The organism is Lentilactobacillus parakefiri (assembly GCF_002157585.1).
GTDB lineage: Bacteria > Bacillota > Bacilli > Lactobacillales > Lactobacillaceae > Lentilactobacillus > Lentilactobacillus parakefiri.
Genome location: NZ_BDGB01000079.1, coordinates 140291 through 157400 on the forward strand (window position 1 = coordinate 140291; position 17110 = coordinate 157400).

General features: G+C 44.3%; 16 protein-coding genes. 14 read left to right on the forward strand and 2 right to left on the reverse strand.

What is annotated here, in order from left to right:
* Window positions 1-46: 46 nt before the first annotated feature.
* Complete coding sequence (locus LPKJCM_RS09145) at window positions 47-937, reverse strand: YitT family protein (protein WP_057961579.1); 891 nt, start codon at window positions 935-937, stop codon at window positions 47-49.
* A gap of 130 nt (window positions 938-1067) precedes the next feature.
* On the opposite strand from LPKJCM_RS09145, the gene LPKJCM_RS09150 reads away from it, so the two are divergent.
* The 13 genes from LPKJCM_RS09150 to LPKJCM_RS09210 all read left to right on the forward strand — a co-directional run bounded on the left by LPKJCM_RS09150 (window position 1068) and on the right by LPKJCM_RS09210 (window position 15071).
* Window positions 1068-2279: a CCA tRNA nucleotidyltransferase gene (locus LPKJCM_RS09150; protein ID WP_057961578.1), complete on the forward strand. Its 1212-nt coding sequence runs from the start codon at window positions 1068-1070 to the stop codon at window positions 2277-2279.
* Between the two features lie 7 nt (window positions 2280-2286).
* Window positions 2287-4191: an ABC-F family ATP-binding cassette domain-containing protein gene (locus tag LPKJCM_RS09155; protein WP_057961577.1), complete on the forward strand. Its 1905-nt coding sequence runs from the start codon at window positions 2287-2289 to the stop codon at window positions 4189-4191.
* 35 nt (window positions 4192-4226) lie between these two features.
* Window positions 4227-5177: a thymidylate synthase gene (locus LPKJCM_RS09160; protein ID WP_057961576.1), complete on the forward strand. Its 951-nt coding sequence runs from the start codon at window positions 4227-4229 to the stop codon at window positions 5175-5177.
* A gap of 10 nt (window positions 5178-5187) precedes the next feature.
* A complete protein-coding gene (locus LPKJCM_RS09165; RefSeq protein WP_057961575.1) occupies window positions 5188-5688 on the forward strand; it encodes a dihydrofolate reductase in 501 nt (166 codons plus the stop codon).
* Between the two features lie 84 nt (window positions 5689-5772).
* Window positions 5773-6621: a DegV family protein gene (locus LPKJCM_RS09170; protein WP_057961574.1), complete on the forward strand. Its 849-nt coding sequence runs from the start codon at window positions 5773-5775 to the stop codon at window positions 6619-6621.
* A gap of 174 nt (window positions 6622-6795) precedes the next feature.
* Window positions 6796-7632 (forward strand): GDSL-type esterase/lipase family protein, encoded by an 837-nt coding sequence (locus LPKJCM_RS09175; RefSeq protein WP_225364166.1) that lies wholly within the window; start codon window positions 6796-6798, stop codon window positions 7630-7632.
* Between the two features lie 6 nt (window positions 7633-7638).
* Entirely contained in the window at window positions 7639-8256 is a 618-nt protein-coding gene (locus tag LPKJCM_RS09180; RefSeq protein WP_057961572.1) for a YpmS family protein, read from the forward strand.
* A gap of 1 nt (window position 8257) precedes the next feature.
* Window positions 8258-8476: a YozE family protein gene (locus tag LPKJCM_RS09185; protein ID WP_057961571.1), complete on the forward strand. Its 219-nt coding sequence runs from the start codon at window positions 8258-8260 to the stop codon at window positions 8474-8476.
* An 11-nt stretch (window positions 8477-8487) separates the two neighbouring features.
* Window positions 8488-9360 carry a ribosome biogenesis GTPase YlqF gene (gene ylqF, locus LPKJCM_RS09190; protein ID WP_057961570.1) on the forward strand — a complete coding sequence of 291 codons (873 nt, stop codon included), beginning with the start codon at window positions 8488-8490 and terminating at the stop codon, window positions 9358-9360.
* Window positions 9341-10114, forward strand: coding sequence for a ribonuclease HII (gene rnhB, locus LPKJCM_RS09195; protein ID WP_057961569.1), 774 nt, complete (start codon window positions 9341-9343; stop codon window positions 10112-10114). Before ylqF ends, rnhB begins: the two co-directional genes overlap by 20 nt.
* 38 nt (window positions 10115-10152) lie before the next feature.
* On the forward strand, window positions 10153-11037 hold the full coding sequence (dprA, locus tag LPKJCM_RS09200) for a DNA-processing protein DprA (RefSeq protein ID WP_057961568.1): 885 nt from the start codon (window positions 10153-10155) through the stop codon (window positions 11035-11037).
* 108 nt (window positions 11038-11145) lie between these two features.
* Window positions 11146-13272, forward strand: a complete 2127-nt coding sequence (gene topA / locus LPKJCM_RS09205) for a type I DNA topoisomerase (protein ID WP_057961567.1) — start codon at window positions 11146-11148, stop codon at window positions 13270-13272.
* A gap of 371 nt (window positions 13273-13643) precedes the next feature.
* Window positions 13644-15071: a C69 family dipeptidase gene (locus tag LPKJCM_RS09210; protein ID WP_057961566.1), complete on the forward strand. Its 1428-nt coding sequence runs from the start codon at window positions 13644-13646 to the stop codon at window positions 15069-15071.
* 105 nt (window positions 15072-15176) lie between these two features.
* Here the strand turns inward: LPKJCM_RS09210 and LPKJCM_RS09215 are convergent, their stop codons facing one another.
* Window positions 15177-16610: a C69 family dipeptidase gene (locus tag LPKJCM_RS09215; protein WP_057961565.1), complete on the reverse strand. Its 1434-nt coding sequence runs from the start codon at window positions 16608-16610 to the stop codon at window positions 15177-15179.
* A 158-nt stretch (window positions 16611-16768) separates the two neighbouring features.
* Between LPKJCM_RS09215 and thmT the strand changes: the two genes are divergently transcribed.
* Window positions 16769-16957 carry a 2-hydroxymuconate tautomerase gene (gene thmT, locus LPKJCM_RS09220; RefSeq protein ID WP_057961564.1) on the forward strand — a complete coding sequence of 63 codons (189 nt, stop codon included), beginning with the start codon at window positions 16769-16771 and terminating at the stop codon, window positions 16955-16957.
* The last annotated feature ends 153 nt before the right edge of the window (window positions 16958-17110 follow it).

Genomic DNA, 17110 nt, shown 5'->3' on the forward strand with positions numbered 1-17110 from the left:
TGGTGACCTTTTATCATACATATTTTCTAATAAGGACAGGCAACAACTAGAGCAGTTTAAAACGCTTCGGCCGTTTATAAGTAAAGCCTTCACCAATCGCCTCGTTAACTTCAATGATCGAAATAAAAGCTTCTTCATCAATTGACTCGACCAGTTTTTTTAAGGTGTGCAGTTCGCTGGGCGAGACCACACAATAGACAATCTGCTTGGAACGATGGGAATAACCACCCTCGGCATTGAGAAAAGTAACCCCACGATTGAGTTGATCTTGGATGGCATTGGAAATCTTTTCAGATTCGTTACTGATAATTAAAATTCCCCGGGCAGTATAAGCGCCCCGTTGCGTAAAGTTAACAATCATGGAAAAAATCCAGACGTAAATTAAGGTATATGCCATCTGGCGGACATTCAAATAAATGAGTGATGACAGCAAAACCAAGACATCAATTGTTAACAGCGTTTGGCCCATTTGGACTCCCTTAAACCGCTCAAATAAGCGGGCGACGATATCGACACCACCGGTTGTGCCGCCAAATCGATAAACGATCCCGCAGCCAAATCCGCCAAATAAACCGGCACCAATCGCAGAGAGCAGCAGGTCATGGTCGATGTTAATCACGATGGGAACCCGCTGCCAAATCCATAAAAAGATCGCCAGGGCAATTGTTCCGTACAATGTATAAAACATATCTTTTTTACCTAAATACCGATAGCCGATCGCAAATAGCGGCACGTTGACCAGAATGGTCGAATACGCCGGATCAATGTGAAACAGTGCCCTTAAGATCAACGTAATCCCGGTTACGCCGCCATCAGCCAGATGATTGTAAATGTTAAAGAAGACAATTCCAAATGAGTAAATGGCGGTTCCAGCCGCGATTACCAATAAATCAACCAACGAAATATCCAATTTGAAGCGACTTTGATTTTGTGCCATCGTTTTTCCTCCCCGAATGATCTGACAATTCATCATAGCAATTCTAATTGATGATTGGCAATCATTTCGGCGAACTTTTTGTTTCAAACGGAAATTCTGTTAAAATTACAACAGGATAAATATTAAATGGATGGCGATTATTGTGCGGATGGTAGAAATTCCAAATGAATTCCACGAAGCATTACCAATTTTACAAAAGATTGAATCAGCCGGCTATGAGGCTTATTTTGTTGGCGGCTCGGTTCGAGACACGATTTTAAAACGGCCAATTCACGATGTCGATATTGCGACCAGTGCGTATCCCAGCGAGGTTAAGGCGTTATTCAAACGAACAGTTGATACCGGAATTGAACATGGTACGGTGATGATTCTAGATCATGGGACTGGGTATGAAGTGACCACTTTTCGGACAGAGTCCGGCTATCAGGATTATCGCCGGCCGGATCACGTTACCTTTGTGCGGTCTTTAAAGGAAGATCTCAAACGGCGGGATTTTACGATTAACGCGCTGGCACTGGCTGAAAATGGCCAGATCACCGATTTGTTTGGTGGCCTTTCCGACATGCGAAAACACATTATTCGCGCGGTTGGAGATCCAAACGAACGATTCAATGAAGATGCCTTGCGGATGATGCGGGCGACCAGGTTTGCCAGTCAGTTGGACTTCCAGATTGAGGACGCCACGCTGGCTGGAATTGCTAGACACAGCCAGTTATTGGAAAAAATTGCGGTCGAACGTTCCCACACTGAATTTGTCAAAATGATGCTGGGGACTGACGCCAATAACGGTTTAAAAATCATGATTCAAACTGATTTGTACCAGCACGTCCCTGTGTTGAGTCATTACTTAAACCAACTTCAGCAAATTGCTGAAACTGATTTTACGCTCACCAATGAAGTGCAGATCTGGGCATTGTTAGCTTTTAAATTTGGATTGAACAGCCAAGAAACGGCCAGTTTTTTAAAAAAGTGGAAGACTGCCAATAAAATAATTAATGATGTTATACTTACGGTTGAATTACTTTTCGCAATTCAACGTGGTCAAGTGGCCAACTTAACCCTCTATCGCGCCGGAAGTGAAAATGTCGTTAACGCGGTGACGGTGCTTGCGGATACGGCAAAGACAGCTGGATTAGTTGAACGTTATGAACACTTGGCGATCAAGAACAAGCATCAGTTGAAGATGACCGGCGGCGAACTCATCAAACGGGGAATTCTAAAACCCAGTCCACAGCTTGGCGAGGTTTTGAACTATCTTGAACAAAATGTGGTTGCAGGCAAGATCAAAAATGAAACAGAAGAGCTTGTTAAAGCAGCCGTTAACTTTCTAAATGAGGACTGATAATTGAATGGAAACAATGCGTGTCGAGAACTTAGCAAAAACCTATGGTGAAAAAACACTCTTTGATAATCTGAACTTTATTATTAATGAACATGACCGAATCGGCTTAATTGGCACCAACGGAACCGGGAAAACGTCTTTATTAAATGCCATCGCTGGGATTGACCATGATTCGACAGGAGATATTATTACCTCCAAATCCTATACCATTGGCTATTTAAAGCAGGATCCTGAACTTGACGAGCAACTGTCAATTATGGATGCGGTGTTTTCTGGATCACAGACCGTTTATCGGACAATTCGGCGTTATGAAGCTGCCCTGAAGGATTACTCAACCCATCCTGAAGACCCAGACGCTGAAAAGCGCTACACCAAAGCGGAAGCGCGAATGAATGAAGAAGACGCTTGGAATGCCCAGAGTGACGTTAAAACGATTTTAACCCAATTGAAGATTACTGATTACAACCAGAAAATCTCCGAATTGTCAGGTGGTCAAAGAAGACGGGTCGGGCTGGCACAAGTTTTGATTCAAGCACCGAACCTGCTGTTACTTGACGAACCGACCAACCACTTGGACTTTGATTCCATTGATTGGCTGGAAAATTATCTTGCCGGCTACAAGGGCTCCCTAATCGTCGTCACCCATGACCGTTATTTCTTGGATCACGTTGCCAATAAAATCTGGGAGCTGTCATTTGGTAAACTCTATCAATATGACGGTAATTATCAAGACTATGTGCAACAAAAAGCGACCCGGGTTGAAGGTGAAATTCAAGCGGAGCATAAGACCCAGCAGCTTTACAAGCAGGAACTGGCTTGGATGAAAACGGGTGCCAAAGCCCGTTCAACCAAGCAGCAGGCCCGCATCAATCGATTTAATGATTTAAAAGAGAATGTGGGTACCTTACAGCTTGATCAAGACGTCAACATTTCTTTGGGCCAGACGCGATTAGGCAAGGAAGTCCTTAAGATGAAGGACGCCAACTTGACCATTGATGGCCAAACGATCCTCAAGGACTTCAACATTCTTGTCCAGCCGAATGAACGAATTGGAATCAGTGGCGAGAACGGTGCCGGAAAGACGAGCCTCCTCAACGTGATTGCCGGGCGCTTGAAATTAGATTCAGGCATCATTAAGGTCGGAGAAACTGTCAAAATTGCCTATTACACTCAGCTAACCGAACCGATCCCCGAAGATAAGCGGGTGATTAGTTATTTGAGTGAAATCGGCCAGCAGGTGACCGATAACACGGGCAATAAGATCAGTGTTGCTGAATTACTTGAAGAATTTCTGTTTCCCCGTTTCATGCACGGCACTTTAATCCGGAAGCTTTCCGGTGGTGAAAAACGCCGATTGTATTTGTTAAAATTACTCATGCAGCAGCCAAATGTGCTGCTGTTGGATGAACCGACCAATGACTTGGATATTGCGACTTTGACGGTCTTAGAGGACTACATTTCTAAATTCCAGGGCACCGTTATCACGGTTTCACATGACCGCTACTTCTTGGATAAGGTTGCCGATCGATTGTTGATTTTTAAAGGGAATGGCGTGATTGAAGAACATCGCGGCCGGTTCACCGATTACCTGGCATCAATCAAAAAGACGCCAAAATCGGCTGTCAAGGCAAGCAACACGCAATCGAATTCGGCAAATTCAAGTCAGGAGACAACTGGTTCAGCAGCCAAAACTAAGAAAAAGCTGACCTATTCTGAAAAAATTGAGTACGATCATATCGAAGATGAAATTGAAAAACTTGAGTCTCAAGTTGAAGACATTGACAAGCAGATGCAAAATAACGGCTCTGATTACGACAAGTTGGCTGACCTTCAAGAACAGAAGGATCAGTTGTCTGAAGAAGCCGATAAAAAAATGAAGCGTTGGGAATATTTGAGCGAGTACGCAGAATAATCAAACCAGTCCCGTTCTGAAAAAGGAGAATTGCCATGTTAGAAGATGCCTATTTAGATCTTGCACGTTACGTTTTGGAAAATGGCCATAAAAAGACTGATCGGACTCATACCGGAACCATCAGCACCTTTGGCTACCAGATGCGATTTGATTTATCAAAGGGTTTTCCCTTATTAACCACTAAGAAAGTGCCGTTTGGGTTAATCAAAAGTGAACTCTTATGGTTCTTAAAGGGCGACACCAATATTCAATTTTTATTGAAGCATAAGAATCACATTTGGGATGAATGGGCTTTTGAAAAATTTGTTGCCTCCAATGACTATACCGGTCCTGATATGACCGACTTTTCTCACCGAGCTCAAAAAGATCCTGAGTTTAACAAAGTTTATCAGGAACAAAAGAAGCTTTTTTGTGATCGGATTATTAATGACGATGATTTTGCCAAAAAATATGGTGATTTAGGTCTGGTTTACGGCAGTCAATGGCGTGCTTGGAAGACGTCGACTGGTGGGACAATTGACCAAATTCAAAATGTGATTGATCTGATCAAAACTCACCCCGATTCAAGGCGAATGATCGTTTCAGCATGGAATCCCGAGGACGTGCCAACCATGGCGTTACCTCCTTGCCATACCTTATTTCAGTTCTATGTCAACGATGGCAAGTTAAGCTGCCAGCTGTATCAACGTTCAGGGGATATCTTCCTTGGCGTTCCGTATAACATTGCCAGTTATGCGCTTTTGACTTCCATGATTGCCAGAGAATGCGGCTTGGAAGTGGGCGACTTTGTTCATACCTTTGGGGATGCCCACATTTATCTCAACCATATCGATCAAGTCGAGGAACTGCTCTCTCGCAACCCCCGTCAGGCACCCGAATTGTGGTTGAATCCGGAAAAGAAACATTTAGATGAATTTGAAATGGCTGATATCAAGGTCAAAAATTATGACCCATACCCAGTTATTAAAGCCCCGGTTGCAGTTTAGGAGGCAGTTGATGTTAGCATTTATTTGGGCAGAGGATGCCAATGGTTTGATTGGTGCGAACGGACAATTACCTTGGCATTTGCCTGACGACATGCATTACTTCAAACAAACAACGATGGGCAACACAATTATTTCCGGATCAAAGACTTTCCGCAGCTACAATCGACCGCTGCCTGGCCGTGAGAATGTAGTGGTGTCACACCAAACTGATTTCCCGGCTGGGGTTAAGGTGGTATCATCAATTGAACGATTGTGCCAGCTGATTGATCAAAATCCTGACAAGCAGTACATCGTGACCGGTGGGGCCAATCTATTTGCACAGTTGCGTTCCAAAGTCGACCGTCTTTATCGAACGAAGATTGAAGCAGAATTTACCGGTGACACTTACATGCCCACCATTGATTACTCGCTGTTTGAACGAAGCAAATCAGTGGCTGGAGTTGTCGATGCCAAGAATCAATATCCACACACCTTTGAGGTTTTCGATCGGAAATTCTCCGGTCATAAATGATTATGAATCTTTGGCAGAACTTTGATATAATTGTGGTTGGACAATCAATGAATGATTAATTTTGTAAAGAAACGAGTGGCGTAAATGGCAAAAGTAAAAATTGTGACGGATTCATCCGCCCAACTGACAGATGAAGAACTCAAACAATACGGAATTACAATTGTTCCATTAACTGTGATGATTGACGATACGGTGTATGTTGACCGTGATACGATTACAAATGAAACCTTTGTTCCTCAAATGCTGGCGGCTCACGATCTGCCGAAGACCAGCCAGCCACCAGTTGGTAAATTTGTCGAAACATTTGATCGATTGGGTGAAGACGGTAGTCAAATTCTCTGTTTGAATATGCTGGCAGCCATTAGTGGCACCGTTCATGCAGCTGAACAGGCAGCCACTATCAGTAAATCCGATGTGACGGTTGTTGACAGCCAAAGTACTGACCGCGGTTTGGGCTTTCAAGTGCTCGAAGCTGCCAAACTGGCACAGGATGGCGCAGATATGGACGCCATTTTAGATAGAGTCAATCAGGTTCGCAATAATACCAAGCTTTATTTGTGTGTGATGACTTTGGACAACATCGTTAAGGGTGGACGCTTGCACCCAATTGCCGGGGCAATTACCAACTTTTTAAACATCAAACTGGGGCTTCAGGTGAGTGATGGTAAACTTAAAATTATTTCTAAAGGTCGTGGCGATAAATCCCTTAAAAAGTTTTTCAATGGTATCATTGATGAAATGAAGAACGCTGCTGCGATTAAGTCGATTGGCATTTCATACGTAACTGAGACTGCTGTTTTGAAGGACACAGTTCAAAAGCTTAAAACTGAGTTTCCTGACGCTTCATTTCTTGAGCGGGTGACGTCGCCGACGATTTCCACCCATACTGGCAAAGGGGCATTTGCGTTAATTTATTACAGCGATCCCAAGTAATTGCAGATCTAAAATATTACTAAAAGGGGCGAGACAAAGCGGATGTTTTGTTGTCACCCCTTTTAGAGTTGATAGCCATTTGAGAGGTTGATTCTGTGAGTCAAAATAACTCAGCATCATTTTCGCTGGATTATCGTATTAACCTCACTGATTGTCATTGGGGCAGCTGCATTTGTGGGCTACCGTTATTTCAACTCGGCCAAAGAATCGTTGCCAAGGGAAGTTAAATTAACCGCAGTGGGTGATTCACTGACCCAAGGTGTTGGTGACCCGACCAACAAAGGTGGCTATACGCATCTGATCCGGCAAAAAGTCACTCAAACAAATCCCAACGTTCACCTGTCGACTGCCAACTATGGGATTTCAGGAGAAACAACCGATCAAATTAATCATCGGGTGGTTTATTCCAAACGGCTGGCGCACAGCTTGCGGGAAGCCGATATGATCACCATCACGTCTGGTGGGAACGATCTGCTGAAATTTTGGAAGGCTAATGTTGTCGGTTTGAGCAAACACCAGTTGGATCAAAAATTAACAGGCTATTGCCAAACCTATCAGACCCGAGTCACCCGTTTATTTCGAAACATCCGTCATCTGAACAGGCGGGCACCCATCTTTGTTTTTGGCATTTACAATCCGGTCTACGTCTATTTCCCTCAGGTCAGCTATATTAACGACACAGTCAGCAATACGAACCAGATCACAAATAAGGTGATTCAACAACAGCACGGCATGTATTTTGTGTCGATTAACAAACAGCTGACGGATGGTCAATTTACCACCGCCAAATCCAGAAAAACTTTGGAAGAAAAGGCGGCTGCCAGCATTATTGCCGAAAATCATGATTCTCCTGCTGACATTGAGCAGCTGTTGAGTGGCCAACCCGCTCAGTCAAATAAATATCTCTCAAATGACGACCATTTCCATCCAAACTTGAAGGGGTATCAAATTATGACTAATCGGTTGTATGAGCAAATGGCCGCACATATATCCTGGTTGAAAGAGGAGTGATCCATTATGAGAAAAGCCCCCAAACAGGCGAAACAACGTAACCCTTGGAAGATTGCTTTCATGTCTTTAATCGGCCTACTGGTTGTTTTAGTGGCTGGTATGTTTTTGGCGGTTTCGTTATCGTCGTCAACGAATAAGTCAGTGGATCAGAAATTGACCAACCAGACCGAGCCAATTTCCGCAACTATTAATAAGACCCAACTTAATCAGCTGTCTAGTTATTATTTGGATAAGCTGCAGAAGGGGCGCCCCTCACAATATCATTTTGAGGTTGCCAACGAAGGAATTGTATACGGATCATTGGCCTTGTTGGGATCCAATGTCGATTATTCACTGACTTTTGACCCCAAGGTGATGCCGAATGGTAACATCGAGCTCCATGCCAACAAACTGGCGGTGGGAAAGTTTCCCGTACCGATCAGTTTTGTTTTGATGTATGTCAAACAGCATTATAAGTTGCCTAAGTGGGTTCAGCTTGATCCAAAAGATAAAACCATCAAACTTGATATTATTCACATGAATGGTAACAAGGGGATTAATTATCGGGCAAGAACGATTGATATGAACGGCCAGGGAAAATTCGCCTTTGAAATTCTTTTGCCAACCACTGACAAGGAGGACTAATATGCACAAAACGTTCTACCAGTACTTAATGACCAAACGAAATCCGGGAAGCACTGATCCGGAAGCCGAGTTTGCCAACAACGCATTTTATGACCAGTCATTTCCCAAACAGGAAGATGAATTTGACGAATTATCCAAGTATCTAGAAGAAAATGCAACTTACCTTCCCGCTATGGAAATTTTTGACGCCGTGTGGAAAAAATATCAAGAAAGTTTTTAGGAAGTGAAATAATGCCAGTAACAATTCAATGGTTCCCAGGACATATGGCAAAAGCAATTCGTCAGTTTGAAGAAAATCTTTCTTTAGTTGACGTTGTATTTGAAGTGATTGACGCCAGAATTCCGCTGACTTCTCAAAATCCAGAAATTCGGCGGATTAGTGCCGACAAGCCACACCTTTATATTATGACCAAACGGGATTTAGCTGATCCACAATTGACCAATGCTTGGCTGCAGTACTTTGCTGCACACAATCAGCCGGCCATTGCAATTGATGCCAAGACTAAATTTGGCATTAATAATTTGATTTCCGTGATTTCACCGATCCTACGGGACAAATTACAGCGAGAGCAGGATAAAGGCATGAAGAAGCGGCCAATCAGAGCCATTAGTGTTGGCGTTCCTAATGTTGGTAAATCAACTGTTTTGAACCGATTGGTCAACCGTCGAGCTGCCCAGGTTGGTAATCGTCCCGGCGTAACCAAGGGCCAGCAGTGGCTTAAATCTACCGACAAGTTGGAATTACTGGATACGCCAGGGATTCTGTGGCCAAAATTTTCCAGTCAGGAAGTTGCTGACAAGCTGGCATTTACCGGTGCAATTAAAGAGAGCGTTTTTGCCAGTGATGACATTGCGTTATTTGGTTTAAAGCAGATTAGGCAGCTCCATCCAGAAGGGCTCAAAGTGCGTTACCATTTGAATGATGACGATTTAAGCCTTTCAGATGTTGATCTGCTCTTACAGATTACCAAAAAGGTTGGCATGCGCGATGACTATGAACGTGGCTCCAATCGGATCATTCAGGATTTCCGTGCTGGTAAAATTGGTCGGTTTACCTTGGATGATCCTGAAATGGTGATGGCAGATGACAAAGCGAACGATTAAAGAGGTTAAGCGGGTCTTAGCCCAAATGACTGATCTTGACGATCCAAGGCTGGTTGGGTTAAAGGCGGATCCGCGAAAGGGGGTTCAATTGGCGATTCAGTCGACGGCCAATCGATTACATAAGCATGCAAAGGCACTTGCTGAATTTGAAGCCCGTTTTAAATATGAACGTTCTTTTTGGCATCAGGGATTACAATACGTTGCCGGCGTGGATGAGGTTGGTAGAGGCCCCCTGGCAGGTCCGGTAGTGGCGGCAGCCGTCATTTTACCGCAGGATTTCGATTTGGTGGCCGTCAACGACTCCAAGCAGTTGACGCCGAGGATTCGTGCTGAGTTGGCACCAAAAATTCAAGCTCAAGCAATCAGTGTAGGGATTGGGTTAGTTGACAACCATGGGATTGATGAATTAAACATTTACCAAGCGACTCGAGTGGCCATGAAACAAGCCGTTGCCTCTTTAACCCCACAGCCGGATGAAATCATCGTTGATGCCATGCAGATTGCGGTGCCAATTCGCCAAACCCGGCTCATCAAAGGGGACGCCAAGAGTATCAGTGTTTCGGCAGCCAGCATTGTTGCGAAAGTTTATCGAGACCATTTGATGGACGAATATGCCAAGCAGTACCCGGAATATGACTTCGTGCATAATGCCGGCTATGGGACTGCCAAGCATTTAGCTGCTCTCAAGGCGTTGGGGCCCACCCCGATTCATCGAATGACCTTTTCTCCGGTTGACAAATTTAGCAAGAAATAAATATATTTATCGTAGATACTCTTAAAAGGATGATGACAATGCTTTTAAGAGATTTTTTGTTACGAATACATTTATGTAAGGGAATTGGGATCATTGGCAAGTCAAAAATTGTTACCTGGGTTGACCAGGTTGTTTGGCGAGAAGACCAGCTGCCCACTGCCAACTTGCTGGCAACAATTGCCCAACTCAATGCCAAAAATGCGGCTAACTTTAAAACGAGTTACCAACAGTTAATGCAAGATGAAAATCGGGTGAGGCAATTAGTGGACGGCGAACAGTGGTTGAGTATTGTGGATAGCGATTATCCACTTCAACTGCGAGAATCTTTTGCCCCGCCGTTAATTTTGTTTTACCGTGGTGAATTGTCACTTTTGAAACGACCACTCTTGGGAATTGTTGGTGCAAGAGACTGCACGTCATATTCTGTGGAAGTTTTAAAAAATTTGATTCCTGGAAGAGTTTCCAATACAATGGCTATTGTGTCGGGGCTGGCTAATGGAGTCGACACGTTGGCTCACCAATGTGTGATTGCCAACCATGGCAGGACGATTGCGGTGATTGGAACCGGGTTGGACATTTGTTATCCTTATGCCAATCAGGAACTACAAGCTCAAATTGCTGCTCATCATTTGCTGATCAGTGAATACCCAAATCAGACCAAGGGCTACCGCAACCATTTTCCCGAGCGCAACCGGATTATTGCCGGCCTCGTGCAAAGTGTGCTGGTTACAGAGGCCAAACAACACTCAGGAAGTTTGATCACGGCGAATTTGGCCCTGCAGAACAATCGGAATGTTTTAGCCGTCCCCGGACCCATTACGATGCCAGTTTCTGTTGGGACTAACGAATTAATTGCTGCCGGAGCTAAGCCAGTTTTAAGTGAAGAAGATATTTTGGAAGACTACTTTCATCTAGGTATTTAAGCGCCGTGAGTTGACACTTTAAAATTCCTGCAATATGATGTGGTAGGTTTGTAATAAAAATTCCTACAATAATATAATTAAAAATAAGCAGTTTTGAGGGGAGAAAATATGGCAACTTCTACAAAAGCAAAACCAAAAGCCAAAGCAAAATCAAAAACTAAGCGAAAATCGCCTAGAAAAAATCTCGTCATTGTTGAATCACCTGCTAAAGCCAAGACCATTGAAAAATATCTTGGCCGATCATATAAGGTGATCGCCAGCAAAGGACACGTCCGTGATCTACCTAAGAGTAAGATGGGTGTCGACATCGACCATGATTATGAACCCCATTATATTTCCATTCGGGGTAAAGGTGACACGATTAAAGAATTACGGTCAGCTGCCAAAAAAGCCAAGAAAGTCTATCTGGCAGCCGATCCGGATCGTGAAGGGGAATCGATTGCCTGGCATCTGCAGCACATTTTGGATTTAGATCCAAACGAAGATAACCGCGTGGTATTTAATGAAATTACCAAGGATGCCGTTAAAGAGTCGTTCAAGCATCCCAGGAATATCGATATGAACTTGGTTGACGCTCAGCAGGCCCGACGAATTTTAGACCGCTTGGTGGGGTACTCAATTTCCCCGCTTCTCTGGCAGAAGGTTAAGAAGGGCCTGAGTGCTGGACGAGTCCAATCGATTGCCCTTTGGCTGATTATTGAACGAGAAAAAGCCATCAAGGACTTTACGCCAGAAGAATATTGGTCAATTGATTCGGAATTCAAAAAGGGTCGCAGTAAATTCAAAGCCTCTTTTTATGGTTTGAACGGCAAGAAGAAGGAACTGCCAAATAATGAAGCGGTTCAAAAGATTCTTCAGCAACTGGATCCAAAGGGTGATTTTGACATTACCAAAGTGACCCGGCGTGAGCGCAAACGTCAGCCACAGCCACCGTTTACTACTAGTACAATGCAGCAGGAAGCCAACCGGAAGCTCAACTTTAGAACACGAAAAACGATGATGGCTGCTCAACAGCTGTATGAAGGGATTAATATTGGTAAAGAGGGCAGTCAAGGCCTGATTACCTATATGCGGACTGATTCAACGCGAATCTCAGTCATCGCTAAACATGAAGCTTCTCAATTTTTGCACGAAAAATACGGCGTCGAGTATGCCGCAACCAAACCAATTAAAGGAAAGCTTCCTGAAGGGGCTCAAGATGCTCATGAGGCGATCCGACCAACCTCTGTCTTCAGAACGCCGGCAAGTTTAAAGAAATATTTGACCCGCGATCAATTCAGGCTTTACCAAATGGTTTGGTCGAGATTTCTTGCCAGTCAAATGACGCCGGCAATTATGGACACCATGGCAGTGACAATTGAACAAAATAACGTTGTATTCAAGGCCAACGGTTCCAAGATGAAGTTTGATGGTTTCTTGAAGGTTTACGGTGACAGTAAAGAAAAAGACAACTTGTTACCCGACTTGGAGAATGGCGACGTTGTTAAGTTGGTTAAGAACAATCCAGACCAACATTTTACGCAGCCACCGGCACGTTACAGTGAAGCCACGCTGATTAAAGCGCTTGAAGAAAAGGGCGTGGGCCGGCCATCAACTTACTCACCAACGATCGATACCATCCAGCGTCGATATTACGTTAAGGAGGTTGGACGCCGCTTCGAGCCAACCGAATTAGGGGAGATTGTCAACAAGATTATCGTCGAATATTTCCCAGACGTTGTTAACATCGACTTTACCGCTAATCTGGAAGGCAAACTGGATCAAGTTGAAGAGGGTAAGGAGAACTGGATCAAGCTAGTTGATACGTTCTATAAGCCATTTTCCAACGAGGTGGATGCTGCCACTAAAAACATGGAAAAGGTCCAAATTAAAGACGAACCAGCAGGAATCAATTGTGAAATCTGTGGCGCCCCAATGGTGATCAAAATGGGCCGTTATGGTAAATTTTATGCCTGTTCAAGATTCCCCGACTGCCGAAATACCATGGCAATCGTCAAGGAAATCGGTGTCATTTGTCCGAAGTGTCATAAGGGACAGGTCATTGAACGCAAGTCAAGGAAGAACCGGATTTTCTACGGCTGTTCAAGATACCCGGACTGTGATTTTGTTTCGTGGGATAAGCCAATCGGCAGAGATTGCCCAAAGGATGGCCACTTCTTAGTTGAAAAGCGGGTAAAGAGCGGCACACAAGTTGTTTGTCCAAACGGCGACTATGAGGAACCGGCACAAAAATAAGCATGCGACGAGCCCCGTTTAGGACCCGGAGCTCAGCTCAAAGGCCGAAGGGAGCGGAAAATAAACCAACCGTTCGAACCCTGTAAAAGCAATTGTGAATGAATTCCAGAAACAGTTTGTTCATCGTTGGACGCTCCTCATTTCAGCAGTAGGCTCCTAGGTCGTTGGCGCTCACTTCAAACGCCAAATGAAACGGACAACACCCTAATCGTTGATAAATCTGTCACATCATCAATCCTTCCACTAAAAACTACCCGTCACAAAAGCCAGTCACCCTAGAATCCCCAATTTTGCATCCAACGGTCTTTTGTTCCACAATGCACAAAAGGGTGTAAAATCAAGTTGATAAAAAGATAAGGGGAGGCTTTAAAATGTTTTCATCAAAACACAGTAGTTGTACAACGATTCTAGTCGGCAAGAAGGCCAGCTATGACGGGTCAACCATCATTGCTAGAAATGAAGATGCCGGGGATGCCGTCAATCCAAAGAAGTTTGTGGTTGTTGAACCAGAGGACCAGCCACGGAATTATCAATCAAAATTAACCAAATTTACTGTTAAACTGCCAGACAATCCACTGAGATATACCTCAGTGCCCGATGCTGTCCCTGACAATGGTGTTTGGGGTGAAGCCGGCATCAATGCCCATAATGTGGCAATGAGTGCCACAGAGACTATTACAACCAATTCTCGGGTGATCGGGGCTGACCCATTTGAAAAGAATGGCCTTGGCGAAGAAGATCTGTTGACCATTACGCTGCCATACATTAACTCTGCTCGAGAGGGAGTTCAACGAGTTGGTAAACTCCTTGAGAAGTTTGGCACATACGAATCCAATGGCATCCTGTTCTCAGATGTTAATGAAATTTGGTACATAGAAACTGCCGGCGGTCATCACTGGGTTGCCCAACGGATTCCCGATGATGCCTATGTCATTGCCCCAAACCAGACGGAGATTCAAGAGATTGATTTTGATGATCCGGACAGCTTCATGTTCTCAAAAGATCTCCGCAAATTTGCTCAGCAACATCATCTCAACCCAACCACTCACTTCAATTTCACAAAGGTCTTTGGCTCAGACACCCAACTGGATCGTCATTACAATACGCCACGGGCTTGGTATGGGCAACGATATTTCGATCCTGAGTCAGTCAAGGACAAGACGCCAATGAGCAACAACTTGCCGTTTATTTGTCACGCTAACCGTAGGATTACGATTGAAGATATCAAATATGTTCTAAGTTCCCATTATCAAGACACACCCTATGATCCATTTGCCCCTGGAGCCGATTATAAGACGGTGCCATATCGCCCAATTGGCATCAACCGTAACCAGGAACTGTCAATTTTGCAGTTACGTCCAGGAATTCCTTCAGCTTATTCAGCTGTCCAGTGGCTGACATTTGCTTCCAATCCATTTAATACTTTGACGCCGTTCTTTACCAACGTTGTCAACACGCCGGATTGTTACCGTGATACGACGGAGACCTTGGACAGTCACAACGCTTATTGGGCAAACCGACTGATTTCACTCATTGCAGCTGATCATTATCAGGCTTTGATGCAAGACATTGAGGACTATCAGCTTGAGGAAATGGGTTATGCCCATGAACGAATTGCCCAAGTGGATAAGCAGATGGCCGAAAAAGAAGCTTCCGGTTCACACGTTGTTCGGGCACTTGGACAGGCCAATGCCCGAACGGCCGATCACGTCATGAAGGCCACTGAGGACTTATTGACCAAACTGGTTGTCAAAGCCAGTCAGGATGTTCCAGGTTCATTCACTCGGGAACATTATTAAATTAAATAACTCAAAAAACAAAACGAAGCTGGCTCACAAACTTAAAAGTGTGGGTCAGCTTCGTTTTAGTATTCAGTATTTTTTTAATCTATCATTCGATGGCGGCTAGAGATTCATATCCTGGGTGAAATTAATTGGTGACAAATCAGTTGAATTGGTAATGATGTCGCTAATCAAGTGGTTGTACGCATCTAAGCCCATCTTAGCATTGGCAAAGTTGACTTTAGTCAGGTAATTGCTGAGTTCGACGTTGGATAAGCCTTGAATTGATGCATCAGTTTTTTGGACAGCTTGTTGGAAATTAACCCGCAGCTTTGATTTGGTATCATTTAACTTGGGTCCAAATTTGACGTAGTGTGGGTCCACCAAAACACCAGCGAGTTTATAGGTCCAGTAAGCTTGGTCGGGTGCATAGTTGCCTGAAGCGTTCTGATAGGCTTTGGGTGTCGTGTTTGCGCCGGCATAAAACGGTACGAAGCTGCTTTGTGCGGCAACGCCCATTGCCAACCATTGAATCCCGGCAGCAGGAGTTGGCATATTTGGCCGAATTTGGAGGATGTGAGCCTCCTGAGTCTTAGCGAGACTAATTGGTCGATAGAGATGCTTATCGTGCTCAGATCCCTCACCAATGGGGTCAAATGGGGTGCCTTGATAATGGGAGCTTAAGAAGTCTTCCACATCGAAAAGGCTCAGCTTACGGTTAGCATGATTGATAAACGGCATTTCCTGGCTGGTGGGCGCAAAATTCAATTCTGGTGAGAACATTTTTAAGCCGTACCACACTCGCGGCGTGTTATAAACCGTATCCGACAGGTCAGCCGTACCAAAGATTTTACGGAAGTTGAAGGTTTCACCGGTTGGATCCGGATTCAAGTGATTTTCGAGGACAAACTGGCGAATTTTTGGTGACCACATGAAGTTGTCCGGATCGTCAAAGTCGACTTCTTGAATGGCACTCTGGTTGGCAATCACGGCGTAAGCGTCATCCGGAATTCGTTGAGCGACCCAGTTGTGGACGCCACCGGTTTCCATATACCAAGCTTCGTTCTTGTCGGCAAATAAGATACCGTTGGATTCAGACGTCCCGAAATATTCCACAATTTGTCCCAAACGGGCAATACCCTGACGCGCGGTTTTAACGTAGGGAAGAACAACGGTAATCATGGTCTCTTCGCCGATACCATCTTCGTTAAGTGGATCAGCACCCAAAGCCAGTTGATTGGTATAAGTACTTTCGGTCGCGCTCATCGCAACACCGAACTCATTAAAACCATTCTCTTCAAACACACCGAATTTGTCGGTCCATTCAGGGGTGGCGGAATACTTAAAACGCACTTTCGGGAGGGTTAGCTTGAAGCCGTTGTCTTTAGATGAAAAAACAGGGGCCTTATCAAATTTCTGATAGTCGTGGATAACGTAATTTTTCGGCCAGGAAGACTTGCTGTCTTCATTTCTGGCAATCATGATTGAGCCGTCGATGCTGGCTTTTTTGCCAACAATCATACTGGTACAGGCGGAAAAGGTTTTGTAAGGTATCATTTTAAAATCTCCTATTCACAGTTAAAGGTTACTCCGATTATTGTATCATCTTTGATCCACAAACGGTTCTGACACGTTTAATGAAACATCAAGGCATTGCAGGGGGAAATGATTTAAGGTATACTTTTGCCATTCGAAGCAAATGGAGGAATTATAGGATGCCAATTGTAGATATTCATTTAATTGCCGGCCGCTCTCAAGATCAATTAAAGGGCCTGGTAGAAGACGTTACCGCAGCCGTTGTGAAAAACACCGGGGCCCCCGCAGAACACGTTCATGTGATTCTGAGTGAAATGGAAACGAACCGTTACAGTGTTGGCGGTGTGCTTAAGAGCGACGAAAAATAATCGGAAGTTTGTCAAATGGTGTTGAAGGATAGTTTCTATCCTTTGGAGATCTCCTTGTGTGGGAGATCTTTTTTGTTGTTTTATTAGTTGCGGCGTTTAATCTGGTGTGTTGTCTGAATATCGTACTTGAAGGCATAACAAATAAGCCTACCA

Coding starts and splice junctions, on each gene's coding strand:
- LPKJCM_RS09145 (WP_057961579.1), bottom strand. CDS start 937: ATGGCACAAAATCAAAGTCGCTTCAAATTGGATATTTCGTTGGTTGAT.
- LPKJCM_RS09150 (WP_057961578.1), top strand. CDS start 1,068: ATGGCGATTATTGTGCGGATGGTAGAAATTCCAAATGAATTCCACGAA.
- LPKJCM_RS09155 (WP_057961577.1), top strand. CDS start 2,287: ATGGAAACAATGCGTGTCGAGAACTTAGCAAAAACCTATGGTGAAAAA.
- LPKJCM_RS09160 (WP_057961576.1), top strand. CDS start 4,227: ATGTTAGAAGATGCCTATTTAGATCTTGCACGTTACGTTTTGGAAAAT.
- LPKJCM_RS09165 (WP_057961575.1), top strand. CDS start 5,188: ATGTTAGCATTTATTTGGGCAGAGGATGCCAATGGTTTGATTGGTGCG.
- LPKJCM_RS09170 (WP_057961574.1), top strand. CDS start 5,773: ATGGCAAAAGTAAAAATTGTGACGGATTCATCCGCCCAACTGACAGAT.
- LPKJCM_RS09180 (WP_057961572.1), top strand. CDS start 7,639: ATGAGAAAAGCCCCCAAACAGGCGAAACAACGTAACCCTTGGAAGATT.
- LPKJCM_RS09185 (WP_057961571.1), top strand. CDS start 8,258: ATGCACAAAACGTTCTACCAGTACTTAATGACCAAACGAAATCCGGGA.
- ylqF (WP_057961570.1), top strand. CDS start 8,488: ATGCCAGTAACAATTCAATGGTTCCCAGGACATATGGCAAAAGCAATT.
- rnhB (WP_057961569.1), top strand. CDS start 9,341: ATGACAAAGCGAACGATTAAAGAGGTTAAGCGGGTCTTAGCCCAAATG.
- dprA (WP_057961568.1), top strand. CDS start 10,153: ATGCTTTTAAGAGATTTTTTGTTACGAATACATTTATGTAAGGGAATT.
- topA (WP_057961567.1), top strand. CDS start 11,146: ATGGCAACTTCTACAAAAGCAAAACCAAAAGCCAAAGCAAAATCAAAA.
- LPKJCM_RS09210 (WP_057961566.1), top strand. CDS start 13,644: ATGTTTTCATCAAAACACAGTAGTTGTACAACGATTCTAGTCGGCAAG.
- LPKJCM_RS09215 (WP_057961565.1), bottom strand. CDS start 16,610: ATGATACCTTACAAAACCTTTTCCGCCTGTACCAGTATGATTGTTGGC.
- thmT (WP_057961564.1), top strand. CDS start 16,769: ATGCCAATTGTAGATATTCATTTAATTGCCGGCCGCTCTCAAGATCAA.